Source organism: Christiangramia flava JLT2011, assembly GCF_001951155.1.
GTDB classification, from domain to species: Bacteria; Bacteroidota; Bacteroidia; order Flavobacteriales; family Flavobacteriaceae; genus Christiangramia; species Christiangramia flava.
Genome location: NZ_CP016359.1, coordinates 3,573,922 through 3,591,817, shown reverse-complemented (window position 1 = coordinate 3,591,817; position 17,896 = coordinate 3,573,922). Strand labels below are relative to the sequence as shown.

Here is a 17,896-nt window from a genome sequence, read left to right as displayed (position 1 = left end):
TTATGAACAAGCCCGCTCCGAAGTTCCTAATCAGCCTATTTTTAGTCTTATTTTCTGTCGCCGCTTCGGCGCAGGGAACTTTCACGGTTTCAGATTACCAGGTTATTCCTGCCGGAACCGTCGCGGAGTACGACCAGGTGACCATTACCAATAGCGGTGAACTTCACGTGGAAGGGACACTTATCGTGAATGGCGATCTTTTGATGGGGAATCAGGCGGCTTTTTCTATGGGTGGTGATGCGGTGGTCATCGTTCGCAGAAATTTTGAAGGCGGTAATAAAGTGGATATTTCCATTTCCAGTTACCTGATCATTGGCGGGAATTTCACCAAGAACGGTGCTGCTGGACAGGAAACCATCAATATTGAAGACGGAAATATTTATATTCTCGGGGACGTCTCAGGCTGGAATTCTGTTACTCCCTGTGATAATTACGACGGAAATACCGAAACTGCCCAGGATCAATGCCAATATGGGGATGAAGAGGACCTGAGCAATAATTATGAAGACCTCCCTCCTACGATAGCAGATGAGCTGAATTGTTTTCAGGTGGAAAAACCAGCCGATATTACCGCCTGTGATGGTGCATCGGTTAGCTTTTCGGTGAGTGAGATCCCAGATGTAATTTACCAATGGCAATACAAAGCAGGTCCTGGCGCCACTTTTACAGATATTGCTGGTTCCGCTAACACTCTGGATCTTAACGTGGATGCTTCGATGAACGGATTTCAGTATCGCGTAAAAATCAAACCTGTAGATCCAGAAAGCACCTGTAAAATTTCCTTTTCTCCGCCAGCGGTGTTAAATATTCCGCAGCAATTGGTTTGGACAGGAAATGTGGATGCTGATTGGGATAATGCTGGAAACTGGCTCTGCGGAAATATTCCCGGCCCAGCAAATTCCGTGATCATTCCATCAAATCCTTCCAATCTACCGATCATTTATGCAGGCAGTATAGCTGAAGTCAATAACCTGACGCTTTCCGGTAATACCAGTAAACTCACAATTTCCTACGGGAATTTGCATTTATATGGCAAAATCCTGGGTGCTGGAAAGATCGACGCCGTTCACGGAAAAATACTGTTTTCCGGAAATACGGCTCAGACCATTCCGAATGCGATATTTGTAAACAATGCTGTAGAAAGTCTCGAACTGGACAATGGCAGCGGGCTCACCTCCAACTCCAGCCTGGAAATCATCAAAAGCCTGAAACTTTCCCAGGGAAACCTTACGCTCAATGAATCCCTGAAGTTGATCTCCAACGATACCATTACGGCGCTCATTGATGGTTCTGGCAGCGGAACCATTACTGGGGAGGTAACGATGCAGCGATTCCTGGAAAATACCATGGGTTACAAATACTTTAGTAGTCCGTTTACGAATTCCATTGTTGGCGATTTTTCAGCTTTTGTAGATCTTACTTCAGATTTTCCACATTTTTATGCGTATGATGAAAACCGTCGTGACGCCGATCAAAATGATCTGAGCGGCTGGACGCCTTATATAAATAGTGCTTCCGCTTTAAATGTTCTGGAAGCTTATGCTGTCAATTTTGGCGGGACCGCTGGAAATATCCTGGTGGAATTGACCGGAATTGTGAATAATGGAAGCCAGTCTATTAGCCTTCAAAATCATAACCGGAAATACACCAAAGGCTTTAACCTCGTGGGAAATCCTTATCCTTCCCCCATAGACTGGAGCAAAAGTGGCTGGACCAAAACAAATATCGATGATGCTGTCTATTTTTTCCAATCTTCCGGGGGGCAATATGCCGGCGCATATACCTCGTTCATAAACGGAATTTCCAGCGATGGCAGCTCTACGGCGATCATCCCGTCCATGCAGGGCTTTTTCGTGCATGTGAGCGATGATCCTTCAGGCAACTATCCTGTTTCAGGTACTTTGGGTATGGACAATTCAGTAAGAGTCAATGATTACGACCAGCAGTTTTATAAAACTCCCATTAATTCCAGGCCACTGATAAGACTTTCCGCAGGATTTAAAAATGGACAGAAAGATGCACTCGTACTATATGCTGAAAGTTTTGCTACGGAAAATTACGAGAATGACCTGGATGCTTTAAAAATGCTGAATACGAATGCGGAATTGCCAAATTTCTACAGTTTTTCTGAAGACCGGGAAATTTCCATCAACGCCATCGATTTTGAAGCCAAAAAGCAATCGATCATTCCGTTAGGTTTACAGGTGCAGAAAAATGGGCAAATTGAGATTCAACTTCAGGACCTTGAGAATTTTGATTCTGAAAAAAAGATCTTTTTATGCGATGAGCAATCAGGAAAAACCTGGAATTTGCTCAAAGAAAAAGCAGCACTGCATTTGCAAAAAGGGACCTATAATTATCGATTTTCACTGCTCCTTTCAACCGGAACTGCAGGAAATATGATTTCAACTGCTGAAATTTTCCATAGTCTGAATAACTCCGGCAATGCCAGCATACAGATGAACCTGGAAAAAAGCGAAATTGGTATGCTGTATATTTCCAATCTAAACGGGCAGCTATTGAAAGAATTCCGGGTGTCTGGTTTGGACAAGGTTCAACTTTCCGGTATTTTGAGCAGCGGGGTCTACCTTGCGACTTATATTTCACCAAATCGAAAGCTTACCAAAAAGATCATCCTGCCATGAAACAGCTTAAAAATCTTCTTTTGATCTTCGTTTTGCTCCTGATCAGTTTTTCAGGAAATGTGGTCAAAGCGCAAGAGTTACCGCCAATTCCGGTAGATGTTCAGGTAAGCACCGAGCAATTTCTCAATTTTGGAGCCTTCACGGTTGGTGATGCCGGCGGGACTGTAAACGTGGACCATACGGGTACGCGAACCTGGACGGGCGATGTGACACTCCTGAATCTGGGAGGACCGGTAACTCCAGCGCTGTTCGATGTGTACGTGAATCCCGGAACACTCGTCACGATCTCGCATCCGGCAAGTTTTGAATTACTGGGAGATAATGGGAATAAGATTTATCTGGAAGTAAATAGCTATAGTACGGGCCAGAATTTCATCAGCACTTCTGCGGCTGAAGTTCCCAATTCCATTTATATAGGCGGCACTTTACAGCTTGGCAACTCCCAGGCTAATCCGCCGGGAAAATATAGCGGAACCATTACTATCACCTTCAACCAGCAATAGGAAGTAAATGTTTAAAAAACATCTGCTTAGTATTTGTAAATCAAAAAGTTACCTTTTAATAGCTTTATTATTTTTGGGGTTTTCAGCCATGGCTCAGGACTTTCCAGTATATGATGAGTTTACGGTTGAAATGAACGTCCCACGAATGGGTGTGGTCGAAATTCCAATCGCCATCAAAGAGGAAACCGCTTATATTTCGGTGACTGAACTATTCGATATTTTTAGTCTGAAAAACGAGTTTGATTCGGAAGCTGGATCGGTCAGCGGGTTTATCATTAATCCCAATCAATCCTATCTCATCGACACGAAAAACAATATTCTGACATACCGTTCAGAAAATTATAATTTTTCAGCATCTGACTATATCCTGACGCCAACCGACCTTTATATACGTTCGGATCTCTTCGGAAAAATCTTCGGCCTGTACACCAATTTTAATTTTCGCGAGCTCAATATCAGTTTTAAAAGCGAATTGCAGTTGCCCGTTTTTACCAGGCTGAGACAAAACAGGCTTCGTGGCGGCATCAGCAGGCAAACGGTTTTTGAACCCGATACAGTCCTTCCGCGGAAAAATTCTTTATTAAAAGGCGGAATGCTGGATTGGGGCGTTATCTCTACCCAGCAAACCAATGGCGTAACAGATAATCGTGTGAATCTCGGTATTGGTGCGATGATCCTCGGCGGGGAAACTAATGTTCTCCTGAATTACTCCAACAGGGTGCCGTTTACCTCACGCAACCAGTTTTACCAGTGGCGCTATGTGAACAATGATAGTAAACTTTTCAAACAGGTAACCGCCGGAAAGATTTTTACAGGCGCGACCTCTTCCCTATTTGCACCGGTTGTGGGAGTGCAATTCAGCAACAGTCCACTGCTCAACCGCCGTTCGTATGGTACGTATGTTCTGAATGATTATACCGAGGCGAACTGGACAGTGGAATTATACGTCAATAATGTTTTAGTAAATTATACCAAAGCCGATGCTTCAGGTTTTTTCTCCTTTGAAGTCCCACTAATGTACGGAAACACCAGCGTGGCATTACAGTTTTACGGACCTTATGGCGAAGAACGACGGGAAGAGCGTATCATCAATATTCCATATAATTTCGTACCGGAAAAAAAACTGGAATACACGCTTAGCGCTGGAGTCGTGGAAGATCGCGATAACAGGAAATTTTCAAGGTTCCAGATGAATTACGGTTTATCTAGGAATGTGAGTCTGGGTGCAGGTGTCGAATATCTTTCAGAGGTAAGTAGTGGCGAAGTCATGCCGTTCGTGCAGTCTTCATTTAAACTCGCGCCAAACCTTTTGCTCACGACTTCTTATAATTTGGGTGTAAAAGGTGAAGGTCTTCTGAGCTATCGAACGGTCAGGGGGCAGCAGTTCGACCTGAATTATGTAAAATATCACGAAGACCAGACGGCTATAAATTATAACTATCTGGAAGAGCGGAAATTTTCGTTCTCCTCTCCTATTCGATTTCGTCATTTCTCGGCGTTTACCAGGTTTCGGGTCGATCAGCTCGTACTGCCAAATACCGAATTCACCACAGCTCAATGGTTGGTTTCGGGTGTACTTTTTGGCATCAGTACCAACGCCACGACATTCGCCATTTTCAATGACCGCCTGAATAAGCCAACTATCTACAGCAGTTTGTCGCAAACTTATCGCCTGCCGGCCAGGTTCCTGTTCACGCCACAGGTGCAGTATGACTTAAGCGATAATGCGCTGCGCAATTTGAATTTAGAGGTGGAACGGGTAATCTTTAGAAATGGCTTTCTGAATCTATCTTATGAAAACAATTTTATTCGGAATGTCTATAATTTCGAGATCGGACTTCGCTATAATTTAAATTTCGCCCAGACTTCGGCAACTGCCAGGATCGGAAATCGGTATTCCTCATTTATTCAATCTGCTCGCGGAAGTCTACGTTATGATGACAACCTTGGTAGATTGCATGCCAGTGACCGCAATGCAGTGGGGCGCGGTGGAATTAGCATCATACCTTTTTTAGATGCGAACGGTAACGGGCAAAAAGAGGAAAATGAAAGGCTGGTTTCTGGCCTGAAATTACTGGCAAATCCTGGAGTGGTGACCCGGGATAAGAACGATGAAGTGATCAGGATCGATGATTTGCAGTCCTATGTAAAAACGCTAATCAAACTGGACGCCACCAGCCTGGAAAATATTGCCTGGAAAATTGAAAATCCTTTTGTGGAACTCGAAATTCTGCCAAACCAGTACCGCGCCATCTATGTGCCGGTTAAGGTGTTAGGAGAAGTTTCGGGGATGGTTTACCTGAAAGAAAATGGAAATGCTAAAGGCCAGGGACGTATCAGGGTTCATATTTTTGATGCGGAAGGAAATCTGGTTCGATCCATTTTGACGGAAACTGACGGTTATTTTAATTACCTTGGGCTTGCTCCGGGCAATTATACAGCTGAAGTGGATTCGCTGCAACTCGAAAATCTCGGCCTGAAATCAAATACCGCCAGGATTCCATTTACCATCCAATACGAGGAATATGGAGCTGTCGTGGATTCCGTGGAATTCACTTTAACCAATCAGGAAGAATAATTGATTTCCAGAATTTTGAGTTTTCGTACTTCATTCCCAAGCTGAAAAGCTACTTCGTCTCCTACTTTCGCGCCTGTAATCGCCCTGGCCAGTGGAGCCACAAACGCGATCTTACTTTTTTTGACGTCGGCCTCATCTACTCCAACGATCTGGAATTTCTGATTTTTTCGCGTACTTAGTTGTTGCAGGCTCACGGTAGCGCCAAAACGAACTTCATCCTTCGGTTGATCTTCCGGTTTAAGTAGCCTCGCAGTTTGAAGACGCTCGGCCAACAGTTTCATTTTTCCATCGATCAGGCTTTGCGCACGGCGCTTTTCAGTATCATTTTCTGCAGTGACATTCGCACGTTCGGTCTCGAGCTGTTTCATTTCATCTTTCAGTTGCTGCAGCCCGACAGGTGTCACATAATTCGTTACGCCAGCTGGAATTGCCGCTCTTGGTGGGATAACTATTGGTTCTTCCTGGTCTTCTTCCTTTACAAATCCTCGACTCATGCTCGTTCTTTTTAGGTTAATCTATGAAATTAATCGGAAAATGGAAATTCTGGTACACATATCATAAATTTTTCAGAAAGCAGAATGGCATGTGAAACTTCCGAGTAATTTTATGCGATATCTTTTTTTCATGACCCCAGAGATTCTTATTCTTTTCGGAATTATCATCACGGTGATCATCCTGTTCGCTTTGGAAGTATTTCCGGTAGATAAGATTGCTTTTTTTATCATGATCAGCCTTTTACTGGCCAATTTTGTGAGTCCGGAAGAGGCAATTTCAGGGTTTTCCAGCCCCGCGACGATTACCGTTTTGGCGCTGATGATCATCGCAATAGGCCTGGAAACCAATGGCGTGATCGACTGGCTGGCTGGAGGACTCCGGAAACTGGAAAAACTACCCTTACTGCTAATGATCCCGGTTTTTATGCTGATAGCTGGCAGTATTTCGGCATTTATCAACACTACCGCCGTAGTGATCGTATTCGTGAAGATCATCAATGAACTTTCTTTAAAATTCGATATTCCGCAGTCCAAATTATTATTACCTGTTTCTTTCGCGGGGATCATTGGCGGAAGCTGCACGCTCATGGGAACTTCCACGAACCTGATCGTGAATTCCATCGCCATCAAACGCGGCGTAGAGCGGTTTTCGTTTTTTGAATTCAGCTGGCTCGGCCTGATTTTTTTAATAATAACCGTTGTTGTGGTGAGTTTGCTGAGCAGGTTTCTTCCGCGGAAAGGCCAGTCGGGAATCAACGAGGCCTACGACCTGGATGAGTTCATTACCAAGATCATCATCCCGGAAAACTCCGAACTTATCGGGCAGAATTTAGGAGATAGTTTTATGAAAGAAGGTGATATTGAGATTATCCGGCTGAAGCGCAGCGGGATCATCAACGATCACCCCGGAAAATACACGACACTTCAGGGCGGCGACCAGCTGCTGCTTCGGTGCGGTATCAAGCAGCTCATGAAGCTGAAGCAGTCTGAAGATTTCACGATCATTAAAAACCTGGAAAAAAACCAGCAGGAACCTGATACGGAAACAAAAGAGGAAGATATCCAGTTAATTGAAATTCTGATGTTGCCCAATTCGCCACTGATTGGTAAAAGCATCAGGACAGTTGGCTGGTATGATCTACACGGGGCACTTCCTCTGGCGATCAGGAAAAGGCGCAATCTTCGCAACCCGCACCGAAGGATATTTGATAAAAAACGAGACGAGATCGAACTGCGAGTGGGAGATCGTTTGCTGGTTGAAGTTTCAGACGATGCCCTGGCGCAACTTCAGAAAATGGATAATATCACGATTCTTCAGGAACACCAGGATGTGCATGCCAGTACTCGTTTTAAACGGAATTTATCACTGGGAATTCTATTACTGGTCATTGGTCTTTCTGCTTTTTCCATTTTCCCTATTCTGAAAAGCGCGCTGGTAGGCGTATTCCTGATGATCTTCTTCAAATGTATCGATCTTGGGAAAGTATATTCCCAGGTGAACTGGCAAATCATTTTCCTGCTGGCTGGCATGATTCCCCTTGGAGTGGCGATGAACAACACGGGAGCCGATACGTGGCTGGCCGAGCAGCTGCTGGAATTCTTTGGAGATAAGTCTAATTATATCGTGATTGGTTTTTTATTCCTGGTTACGATGTTCCTCAGTGGGTTCATTTCCAACAATGCTACAGCCATTATTATTGCTCCTATCGCAATCACGATCGCTTTGTCGCTGAAACTGGATCCAAAACCTTTTGTGCTGGCGGTACTTTTTGGGGCAAATTTCAGCTTTTTCACCCCTATCGGCTACCAGACCAACACCATCATCTACGGAATGGGAATTTACCGTTTCAAACATTTTTTAATGATTGGTGGCGCGCTGTCGCTCGTGCTCTGGATTGTGGCAACCTTTCTTTTATCTCGCGGATTATAGTATTTTAGCGGCATGCCGAAATTGCTTGTTATTGGTCATACTTTTCCCGAGCCTTCCTCAACAGCTGCCGGAACACGAATGCTGCAGTTGCTCGATTTTTTTTTAGCTGAAGGCTATGAGATCTTCTTCGGAAGTACTGCTGCAAGAACCGAAAGATCGGCCCGTCTTTCTGAAAAGGGTATTGGTTTACTGGAACTGAAGCTGAACGATTCCGAAATGGATGAAAAATTCCAAACGCTGGCCCCGGATGTGGTGTTATTCGATCGTTTTATGACCGAAGAACAATTTGGCTGGAAGATCGATGAAAATTGCCCTCGGGCCATGAAAATACTGGATACGGAAGATCTTCATTTTTTAAGGGCTGCACGCGATCAGGCATACAGAACAGCGCAACCTGAAGACAGTTTTTATTTTTCAGATATCGCCAAAAGGGAAATTTCAGCCATGTATCGCTGTGATCTGAACCTGATCATTTCCCGAAAAGAATGGGAAATCCTCGAGGAACATTTCTCCTTTCCCAAAGAACAGCTCTTTTATTTACCATTTTTAATCGAACCGGCTGAAAGTGCACAACCAGGTTTTACTGAAAAAAAAGATTTTATGTCTATCGGGAATTTTTTGCATAAGCCCAATCGAGACGCCGTAATCTATCTGAAAGGAAATCTTTGGAAACCGATTAGGCAAAAACTGCCAGAAGCAAATCTCTACATTTACGGCGCTTATCCCGATCGTAAAATTTTAGCCCTTCACGATCCTGAAAATGGTTTTCTGGTCCAAGGGCATGTGGAAGATGCTTTTTCCGTTTTTCGAAAACACAAGGTATTGCTGGCACCCCTGCGATTTGGTGCAGGCTTGAAGGGAAAATTCTTTGACGCGATGCAAACTGGAACGCCTTCGATCACATTTCCTGTGGGCGCAGAAGGTATTGCGGAAGCGGCGAGCTGGCCTGGGAAGATCTGCCAGGATACCGAAGGATTTGTGAAGGAATCAGTAGCCTTGTATCAGGATCAGACCAGCTGGGAACAATCGGTTTTAAAAGGGGAAAAAGTTTTAGAAAATTTCCGCACAGCGCTTTTCAGCAACCAGTTCCAAAGTAGGATACATGAAATTTCCGCAGCTATTGAAAAACATCGATCGGGTAATTTTACCGGGGAAATGATGAAATTTCATCTGATGCGCAGTACGCGTTTTCTTTCCAAATACATCGAGATCAAGAATAAAAAAACCGCCGGCTGAAATTTCAAACCGACGGTCTTTCACTACACAAAAAACAGTTTAACCAAATTCTCAATCTAAATTTCTGCCATCGCTACCTGTGGATTGACGAATAACTTTTCGTTCAGTTTCTGTAAAACTTCCACTTTATGTCGTGTATCTACAAGCAGCGATATATTGTTTTTGCTTCCTCCGTAAGAGATCATCCGTACAGGAACATCCTGCAGGATCTCGAACAAACGGGAAGTATTGCGATCTTCGATAAGCCCCTCGCCTACCACGCAAATGATGCTGTGATCGCTGTCCACGCTTATCTCGCCGTATTCGGTCAATTCGCGGGAGATTGCCTCCAGGTTATGCGTATCGTCAATAGTAAGGGAAATCGCGATCTCAGAAGTGGTGATCATATCGATCGCAGTCTCGTATTTATCAAATATCTCAAAAATCTTTTTCAGGAAACCATGAGCCATAAGCATCCGGTTACTCTTGATCTTAATAGCGGTAATGCCATCTTTCGCAGAGATCGCTTTTAGGCCTTTTTGAGCAACTTCTGCTGTGATGCAGGTTCCGGCGGCCTCTGGCGTAAAGGTATTTTTCAAAAATACCGGGATATCTTTTCCAATGACCGGTGAAATGGTTTGAGGATGCAGGATTTTAGCGCCAAAATAGGCAAGCTCGGCCGCTTCTTCGAAACTCAGTTCAGAAATGGCGTGGGTATTCTCCACAAAACGCGGATCGTTATTGTGAATCCCACTAATGTCAGTCCAGATCTGCACCTCTTCCGCATCCAACGCAGCCCCGATAATAGTAGCCGTGTAGTCGCTGCCGCCGCGCTTTAAAGTGCTTATAGCGCCGGTAGCATCCAACCGCACAAATCCCTGCGTAATAAAAAGATCCTGCGACTGATCCAGCTCCTGCTGAATCAGGTTTCCGACCTTTTGGGTATCTGGATTTTCCAGATTGGAAACCTGCATGAAAGTTTTGGCGTTCAGCAATTGATTGGGAAGTCCCGCGGCACTAAAATATCGGCTGACGATATAAGTGAGCATGGTTTCTCCAATAGTCGTGATCTTGGCTTCGGTTTCTGCGGAAAAAGCTTCAGTAGAAAATGACCGTAATTCTTCCAAATATGAAAGGATTTGATCTTTAGTTTCCTGCTGAAAAACACTTTCCGGAAGCAGCTCTTCGATCGCTTCAAAATGCTTTAGCTGAAGTTCAGAAATGATCGCGCTAATTTGCTCTTCATTTTTGGTTTTCGAAGCTTCAGCGAATTGTACCAGCATATTGGTTACCCCGCTCATAGCCGAAAGTACCAATAGCCTGTGTCCTTCAATACCATTCACGATCTTCAGTACGTTGCGAATGCTTGCCGCTGTACCTACTGATGTTCCTCCAAATTTTAAAACTTTCATCACTCGAAATTTCAGGTTGCATAATTAGGTTTTCCTTTGCCTGAACCAAAAATTACCTGCTATTTTATATACATTTGCACAAAATGTTTAATAATTAACAATGAAGACGATTACGACCTGCGTTCATGACATCATCAGGCACCAGCCGTTTCTGGATGATGCGATCGCACGTGATATTGTGAATTTCAGCGGACTCGCTGCTGATATTCAGCCGGAAGTTGAAAAAGAGATGCGGAAACCGGTTAAACTGGGAAGTATTATCATGGCCCTGCGTCGCTATGCCCCGCAACGCACCAAGATCAATATGAGAAGTCTTCGTGAAATGGGCGATATCGTGGTTCGGTCTGGCATTACCGAATACACATTCCTGAATTCCAAAACCATTATTGCCAATAAAGCCAGGCTTCTGGAAGAAGTTAAAGACCAAACCGGCGTTTATCTGAATATTTCAAGCAATTACCAGGAAAGTAATATTCTGGTCTCATCCACCCTGAAAGATGTGGTGGAAAAATTCTTCAGGAACGAGGTTCGGGTAACGGTAAAAGATGAACTTTCTTCCATCACCATCGCACTTCCGCAGAATAGTTCTCAAACGGTAGGTTTGTACTTTTACATTTTTAAGCTGCTGGCCTATGAAGGAATCCCGGTTTTTGAAATGATCTCCACTTCCAACTATTTCGCGCTGTTTTTGGAAAAGGAATACGTTAATAAAGCCTTTTTACTCATGAACGAAATCAAGCAGTAACCGCCGAATTAAAGTTTTCCCAAAGTCAGAAATCGGCTATGATTCTATTGTAATTTTAGAAAAATTAGTTCGATGAAAAATTTATTGAGAGCGATCCTGGCCGGATGGGGCGCCAAAAAACTTGGTGGAGGTTGCGGCTGCATTGGCGTGATCGTGGTATTTATTATACTATGGATACTGCTGGGCTATCTTGGCCTCGGCAGTTAATAATATTCTTTAGTAAGTGTAGACCATTCCATCGTTTTCAGCGTGTGAACGAGGATAGGATTGATCTTCTTCAGCAAATTGGAATTCTTCGGAAAGGCATAGCTGTAATAGTCTTTTTTCAGGCTTTGTTCCAGAACTTCAATTTTATCCTGAAGTTTTTGCCTTTCGATCTCGTATTTTAAAATAGGTTCATCGTAAACGAATAAGGCCGCCTCGTCTTTGAGAACCGCTTCAATTCCTTCCGCACCATTACTAACAAGATTTTTATCGATATTGTAGAGTTGCAGCAATTCATCTGAACTGGAACTGGAAACCGTCATTACATCAAACCTTCCGAGATCCTGGATGCCGTTGATTTCTTCGTTGATCGATTTTACGGTTAGCGAGGATGCGATCCCGGCCGTAAAACTGGAGATGATGATCACAGCCATGAACATCCAGATTAACCCTATAACGCGCCCTCCGGTTGTCCTTGGCGATTTATCTCCGTAACCCACGGTTGTCATTGTCACCGCGCTCCACCAGAACCCTTGCATAATGCCTTTTAAACCGGTTCCAAATTCCTCCTGATTCCGCTTTCTTTCAAAGATCCATACTAAAAACCCAAATATGAAGATCACCAGAAGCAGCAGGAGTACGATCGAAAAGAAATCCCAGCTGAAAAGGTTCGCTAGGTGTTTAAGGACCGCAGATTCCTTTTTTTTGGCAATGCTGGTGTGAGAAATGAAATAGGGTTGGGAAAAATCCATTCGTTTCATACGGCTATCAGTTACCGTAATTGGGTTGATGCTCAGGTCTACTTCGCCGGTTTCCACAGCATTCAGTAATTCCTTCAACCCGTCGTATTCCCGAAATTCGTAATCACTTCTGAGTTCATCATTCACCAGTTTCCACGATTTAACACTTAAACCGGAATAACCTCCGGGAGTCTTCATCACGAATGGCGGTGTTTCTGTAATGCCGATTACCAGTTTTTCTGAAGCTACCAGGCTGTCATTCTGAGAAAATGATAGAAATCCGCAAAACAGGCTGATGAAAAAGAGGAAATATTTGTGACGCATTTCAGAAGAATTTATGCCGAAAATAGGAGAATCTCGTAAAACCTGAAAATTAGCGGGTCGTGTCTTTCTGAAAAATATAGGCGATATTGATCTTTTTACGCCCAAATTCCCGGGCTTTAGAAACATTCTGGCCCATATAAATGTCGATCCGGTTTCTCCATCGATAGTGCATTTTGTCTTTAACCAGGAATATGCTGTCAAAACCTTCAATTTTGATCTGCGAATCATGATCCAGTCCCATTTTGAGGAGATCTCTGGAAACAGCAATTGCATTCATTCCGGGCCTAAGGGTATCACCCCAGGCGGTAATACGGGGATTATCTTCTGTTTGATAATGTACCGAATTGTATGCGGTGGCCGTCACACAAATCGTATCCCAGTCTACTTCATTTTCCTGAAGTTTCTGGCGTTCACCACAGGCAGTAACAAGAAAAAGCCCGGTAAGGACCAGCAAAAACCGGAACTTACCAGGCGTAATATAAAATAACAGGAATTGAGTCATTTAAGATTTCAGACTATACCCATCTCGATATTGTCTTTTCACAAATTGGTTCGCTTCTTCAAAGTTAGTAACTTTCATATTTTCAGCATCCCAAACCATTTTAATATCTCTTCCAGGGTATACAATGCGCTCCTCCCCTTTTTCATTTTTCACTTTTCGCTGTACATCGTAACCGCGAATAGCCAGGTTGGCGATCAGTAGAGACTCGGTTAACGGGCCTGCAATTTCAAAAGGCGAGCTTACCGTTTTATTACCGTAACCGGCGATCGCTGCTTCTACCCACTGTGCATAATGCCCGTTGGCACCTTCAGGAACACGCTCATATTTCTGCGGAACGCTAACTTCGCTGGTTTTAGTGGTTGGCAATAATTGCGGATTTTCACTGTAGGTTCCGCACATCATTTTTCCTTTGGTCCCGATCAGTAATGCGCCGTTCCCGCCATCACCAAATGTTTCTTCGGGTCCTAGTTCTTCAGGACGGGTTGGTTTGATACCTCCATCCATCCAGTGAAGACGAATATCCTTATTATCTTTACTGTCGAACGTCATCGTGACATGACTAGATGGCGGACAACTTTCCGGGAAGTAACCCTGCTGGAATTCGTCTACATATACCGTTCCTACGCTACATTCCACATCTTTCGGATATTTCAGGTCCAGAATATTGAATGGCGGCTCAATAAGGTGGCAACCCATATCTCCAAGCGCGCCAGTTCCGTAATCCCACCAGCCGCGCCAGTTGAAGGGTACCAGCCCGTCTACATAATCTTTATAAGGAGCTGTTCCCAGCCATAGATCCCAGTCGAGTTCGGCAGGAACTTCATTCTTACCTTTTGGCCATGGAATTCCCTGCGGCCACACTGGCCTGTTGGTCCAAACGTACACTTCTTCCACATCTCCAATTAAACCCGCTTCGTACCATTCCTTCATAAGTCGGGTCCCGTCATTTGAAGCTCCCTGGTTTCCCATTTGCGTTACAACTTTGTTTCTTTTAGCAGCTTCAGCCAGCATACGTGCCTCATAAATGTCGTGCGTCAGCGGCTTCTGAACATATACATGTTTCCCTCGTTCCATCGCAGCCATGGCCTGTACGGCATGGTTATGATCTGGAGTCGAAACGGAAACAGCATCAAAATTTTTATGTTCTTTATCCATCAGTTCGCGCCAGTCTTTATAATATTTGGCTTTTGGGAAGCGTTCCCTGGAAGTGGCGGCGCGCCTGTCATCTACATCACATAAAAAAGCAATTTCTGCCTTTCCGCTTTGATAAAAATTCCAGATATCGCTTTCTCCTTTTCCACCGGCACCAATACCGGCAATCACGAGTTTATCACTTGGAGCGGTGTAGCCCGGGCCACCAAGCACGTGTCGCGGAACGATCATAAAAGCGCCTGCAGCCAAAGCGGTAGATTTGAGGAAATCCCTTCTGGAATTGGGTTTCTTCTCTTCGATTTTCTTTTCTTTCATAAGGCAGAAATAAGTTAAATTTTAAATGAAATTAATAATATTGACTAGTAAAAGTTGTTTGATTGACAACTAATTTCCAATTAAATAATGGATTTGCAAAATATACAACTAAATCGTTAAAGTAGAAAGCAATTTGGATTACGGCAAGATACTTGTACATTTGCAGCTTAAATGGCTGAAAATGAATTTTAAAGCCAAAAAAGTAAACTGAAAAATATTTTTTATGAGTCAAGTAAAACAAAATGACACCGTTAAGGTTCATTACACAGGAAAATTAACAGATGGACAAGTTTTCGATAGTTCTGTTGAAAGAGGAGAACCAATCGAATTCACTCTGGGGCAGGGCCAGCTGATTCCTGGTTTTGAAAAAGGCCTTATCGACATGAAAGTGAACGAGAAAAAGACCATCAATATACCTAAAGAAGAAGCTTATGGAGAGCCAAAAGCTGAATTGATCCAGGAAGTAGAGAAATCTCAGCTTCCAGACGAATTGAAACCAGAAGTTGGAATGCCATTGGTTTCCAAAACTCCAGACGGTCGTGAGATCAATCTTACGGTTACGGAAGTAAAGGATGCAAGCATCGTAGTAGACGCAAACCATCCACTAGCCGGGAAAGACCTGGTTTTTGACCTGGAAGTGGTAGAGATCAAGTAATTTTCTCTCAAATTATTTTTAAGAGCCCGGTTTTGCCGGGCTTTTTCATTGGTTAAGGTTTTTATAAATCTTTCCTCCTCTCTGAGATGCTTCTTATCTTAGGTACAAATCATTTAATTATTATGAAAAGAAAAGGATCAGCCGTATGGAACGGTTCACTTAAAGAAGGATCAGGAACAGTAAGCCTGGAAAGCGGAATTTTAAAGGATACCACGTATTCTTTCAAGACCAGGTTCGAAGACGGGAAGAATGGTACAAACCCGGAAGAACTCATCGGTGCGGCGCACGCAGGTTGTTTCAGTATGCAGCTGTCTGCCAATCTAACAGAAGAAGGTTTTGCGCCAGATAAACTGGAAACTACTTCCGAAATTACTTTTGAAGATGGGAAAGTCACCAAATCTCACTTGGTGCTGAAAGCCGCTGTACCGGGAATCGATGAAGATAAATTTGATGAAATTGTACAGGATGCCAAGAACAACTGTCCGATCTCACAACTGCTAAATGCCGAAATTACTTTAAGCTACGATCTCAACTAGATTCGGGCTTCTACATAATCCAAACCTTCCACTCCGGAAGGTTTTTTTATTTCAGCAGCTTCTCCACAGCTCGATAAATACCCATTTTTAAATCAGTTTTAAAAGTATTGTCGTTTACCAGTTTCTGATTAACTTCCAGTTCTATTCCCGAATATTTTCCAGGGAATTTCTTCCGAAGATAGGTAGGCAATCCATCAGATTTTCCCAGGTATGGATAATTTCGGCGAATTCGCAGCTGCGGAAACAAAGCCTTCAGTTGCTGCCTCAATAGGTTCGCATATTCTTTTTCCGGAATCTTGGAAGGGTCATACAAAATTCCAATTTCGGCATTCCGCTCCTGCCCTTTCCACACGGGTGTGAAACTATGAACGGAAAGGTGGAGAATTTCCGATTTCGCAATATGATCTTCTATAAATTCTTCTACCCGGTTGCGATAGGATTCATAATAGGTGGAAATGAGTTGTTCCTTTTCTTCGGAAGACATCTTTCGTGAAAATTCGGAAAAAAGGGAAGCATGATGTAGCGATCGATTGGTTTCAATAAGCAATCGTCCAATTTCCTGATGGATGGAAAAATCGCTTAATGGTTCGAGATACCTGAAAAGATCATAAGCTCCCGGATCGTAACCACGGTGAGAATCGAGAATTTCAGAAGCAGCGGTAAAATAGGATTCGAATGGTTGCGGAATCGTGTTAAAGGCGTGTTCGCAGCTGAGCAAAAGTTTCATGGCCGGAACATGCGGTTATTTTGCAGGCAATCGCCCAGTTTCCTGTATGTTTTCAGGATATGCGCTTCAGAAAAATCATTTCGAAGTGACTTCAGGATGCGTGTAGAAAGCGAACCATTCTGTAAAATGAACTCGATATGTTTTTGCTGGTCTTCAGCAAGCTGATCCCGTACTTTTTCATATAAAGTTTTCCAGATGGTTTTTACATCGCTGGGTTTTTCCAGGTCAAAAATGGCCAGATAACGCTTGTTTTCGATCAGCGTATTCTCAGCATTTTTGATCACTTCATCAAAGATCGAGAAAAGTTCCTCTTCGGTCCAGGTTTTTTGGTCTTCCAGAGAAACCAGTTCTTCACTTACTAGCAGGCGTAATGCTGCGATGATCAGCGCTGCGATCGCAATATCTGCAGCCGGATTTTCCTGAATATCTATTACCCTGATCTCGATCGCATTTCGGTCAAAACGGGCAATCGCCCCACGGGAATTCAGAAAATGCTGGTCGAGCAAATTTTCAGTATCAAAGGGTTTTATGGCTTTATTGATAGGTTCAAATATGGTTTCGCGATATTCCTTTTTACTGAAAACCTGTTCAGGAATGACCTTGCCGGTCATCTGCGGAATTTCTTTCTGATTGGTTTTATAAAAGTTCATTCGCGAATCTTTATAACCAGTAAATTCTTTTTCAATTATTGGAGAACTTGCGGCCAAACCGGGAATGACTGGCAATAATATTCGAACTGCTGCATGCAGCTTCTCAAATTCTTCATCGTCAAAAAAGGGCAGGTTGATGTGCATGCTTTGGACGTTGCTCCAGCCGTGACCTTTACAGTCAAAAATGCGGTTGTACAACGCATATATCTTGCTATAATGATGCTTCCAGAGCTGTGTTTCCAGCAACGGATTCATCATGGGGTGGGCAGCCGATGGTAATAATTGGGCATTTAATTCTTCCAGAATCTGGTTGATCTCCTGAATATTTTGCAGAAAAAGTTCCGGAAGTTCTTTCAGGTTTGGAGTGGGCCCATTCGTTTTTAGTTCCACCACGTGTGCTACCAGTTCATTGCTCCACTCAATCTTACCGTTCGGAATATCTGAAGTGATCTCCCCGTTCTTCTTTAAAAAAAGTTCATCCACGATTGGCTTCACATGCAATTGATCGCGGCTTACCACCATGTATTCCAACTCAATCCCGAAAACTTCAAAAAGGCGATAACTCATAA

General features: G+C 43.5%; 16 protein-coding genes. 9 read left to right on the top strand and 7 right to left on the bottom strand.

Features of this window, described 5'->3' with window-relative positions:
- Window positions 1–2: 2 nt before the first annotated feature.
- The 3 genes from GRFL_RS16000 (at window position 3) to GRFL_RS15990 (ending at window position 5,726) form a co-directional block, all read left to right on the top strand.
- Window positions 3–2,645 carry a T9SS type A sorting domain-containing protein gene (locus tag GRFL_RS16000; protein WP_083645554.1) on the top strand — a complete coding sequence of 881 codons (2,643 nt, stop codon included), beginning with the start codon at window positions 3–5 and terminating at the stop codon, window positions 2,643–2,645.
- Window positions 2,642–3,148: a DUF4402 domain-containing protein gene (locus GRFL_RS15995; protein ID WP_083645553.1), complete on the top strand. Its 507-nt coding sequence runs from the start codon at window positions 2,642–2,644 to the stop codon at window positions 3,146–3,148. The genes GRFL_RS16000 and GRFL_RS15995 overlap by 4 nt, the downstream gene beginning before the upstream one ends.
- An 88-nt stretch (window positions 3,149–3,236) precedes the next feature.
- Window positions 3,237–5,726: a carboxypeptidase-like regulatory domain-containing protein gene (locus tag GRFL_RS15990; protein ID WP_236995819.1), complete on the top strand. Its 2,490-nt coding sequence runs from the start codon at window positions 3,237–3,239 to the stop codon at window positions 5,724–5,726.
- Here GRFL_RS15990 and GRFL_RS15985 read toward each other — a convergent pair.
- Window positions 5,714–6,220, bottom strand: coding sequence for a GreA/GreB family elongation factor (locus GRFL_RS15985; RefSeq protein ID WP_083645551.1), 507 nt, complete (start codon window positions 6,218–6,220; stop codon window positions 5,714–5,716). The two genes, GRFL_RS15990 and GRFL_RS15985, sit on opposite strands and share 13 nt — an antisense overlap.
- Window positions 6,221–6,350: 130 nt before the next feature.
- On the opposite strand from GRFL_RS15985, the gene GRFL_RS15980 reads away from it, so the two are divergent.
- Window positions 6,351–8,150: an SLC13 family permease gene (locus tag GRFL_RS15980; RefSeq protein WP_083645550.1), complete on the top strand. Its 1,800-nt coding sequence runs from the start codon at window positions 6,351–6,353 to the stop codon at window positions 8,148–8,150.
- 12 nt (window positions 8,151–8,162) lie between these two features.
- On the top strand, window positions 8,163–9,386 hold the full coding sequence (locus GRFL_RS15975; protein WP_083645549.1) for a glycosyltransferase: 1,224 nt from the start codon (window positions 8,163–8,165) through the stop codon (window positions 9,384–9,386).
- A gap of 56 nt (window positions 9,387–9,442) precedes the next feature.
- Here the strand turns inward: GRFL_RS15975 and GRFL_RS15970 are convergent, their stop codons facing one another.
- Window positions 9,443–10,777 (bottom strand): aspartate kinase, encoded by a 1,335-nt coding sequence (locus GRFL_RS15970; RefSeq protein WP_083645548.1) that lies wholly within the window; start codon window positions 10,775–10,777, stop codon window positions 9,443–9,445.
- 100 nt (window positions 10,778–10,877) lie between these two features.
- Between GRFL_RS15970 and GRFL_RS15965 the strand changes: the two genes are divergently transcribed.
- The gene (locus GRFL_RS15965; RefSeq protein WP_083645547.1) at window positions 10,878–11,522 is read left to right on the top strand and encodes a hypothetical protein; all 645 of its coding nucleotides are present in this window, start codon (window positions 10,878–10,880) and stop codon (window positions 11,520–11,522) included.
- 72 nt (window positions 11,523–11,594) lie between these two features.
- Entirely contained in the window at window positions 11,595–11,729 is a 135-nt protein-coding gene (locus GRFL_RS18320; RefSeq protein ID WP_257787367.1) for a hypothetical protein, read from the top strand.
- Here the strand turns inward: GRFL_RS18320 and GRFL_RS15960 are convergent.
- The 3 genes from GRFL_RS15960 to GRFL_RS15950 are packed head-to-tail and all read right to left on the bottom strand — an operon-like array spanning window position 11,726 to window position 14,759.
- The gene (locus tag GRFL_RS15960) at window positions 11,726–12,790 is read right to left on the bottom strand and encodes a transporter substrate-binding domain-containing protein (RefSeq protein WP_083645546.1); all 1,065 of its coding nucleotides are present in this window, start codon (window positions 12,788–12,790) and stop codon (window positions 11,726–11,728) included. The genes GRFL_RS18320 and GRFL_RS15960 overlap by 4 nt on opposite strands.
- A 49-nt stretch (window positions 12,791–12,839) precedes the next feature.
- Window positions 12,840–13,292, bottom strand: coding sequence for a 3D domain-containing protein (locus GRFL_RS15955; protein WP_236995818.1), 453 nt, complete (start codon window positions 13,290–13,292; stop codon window positions 12,840–12,842).
- Entirely contained in the window at window positions 13,293–14,759 is a 1,467-nt protein-coding gene (locus GRFL_RS15950; protein ID WP_083645544.1) for a Gfo/Idh/MocA family protein, read from the bottom strand.
- 223 nt (window positions 14,760–14,982) lie between these two features.
- Here GRFL_RS15950 and GRFL_RS15940 point away from each other — a divergent pair, with 223 nt between their 5' ends.
- Window positions 14,983–15,414 (top strand): FKBP-type peptidyl-prolyl cis-trans isomerase, encoded by a 432-nt coding sequence (locus GRFL_RS15940; protein ID WP_083645542.1) that lies wholly within the window; start codon window positions 14,983–14,985, stop codon window positions 15,412–15,414.
- A 122-nt stretch (window positions 15,415–15,536) separates the two neighbouring features.
- Window positions 15,537–15,950: an OsmC family protein gene (locus GRFL_RS15935; RefSeq protein ID WP_083645541.1), complete on the top strand. Its 414-nt coding sequence runs from the start codon at window positions 15,537–15,539 to the stop codon at window positions 15,948–15,950.
- Window positions 15,951–15,996: 46 nt separating this feature from the next.
- Here the strand turns inward: GRFL_RS15935 and GRFL_RS15930 are convergent, their stop codons facing one another.
- Both GRFL_RS15930 and GRFL_RS15925 read right to left on the bottom strand, forming a co-directional pair.
- Window positions 15,997–16,677, bottom strand: a complete 681-nt coding sequence (locus GRFL_RS15930) for an N-formylglutamate amidohydrolase (protein WP_083645540.1) — start codon at window positions 16,675–16,677, stop codon at window positions 15,997–15,999.
- Entirely contained in the window at window positions 16,674–17,894 is a 1,221-nt protein-coding gene (locus tag GRFL_RS15925) for a glutamate-cysteine ligase family protein (protein WP_083645539.1), read from the bottom strand. The genes GRFL_RS15930 and GRFL_RS15925 overlap by 4 nt, the downstream gene beginning before the upstream one ends.
- Between the last annotated feature and the right edge of the window lie 2 nt (window positions 17,895–17,896).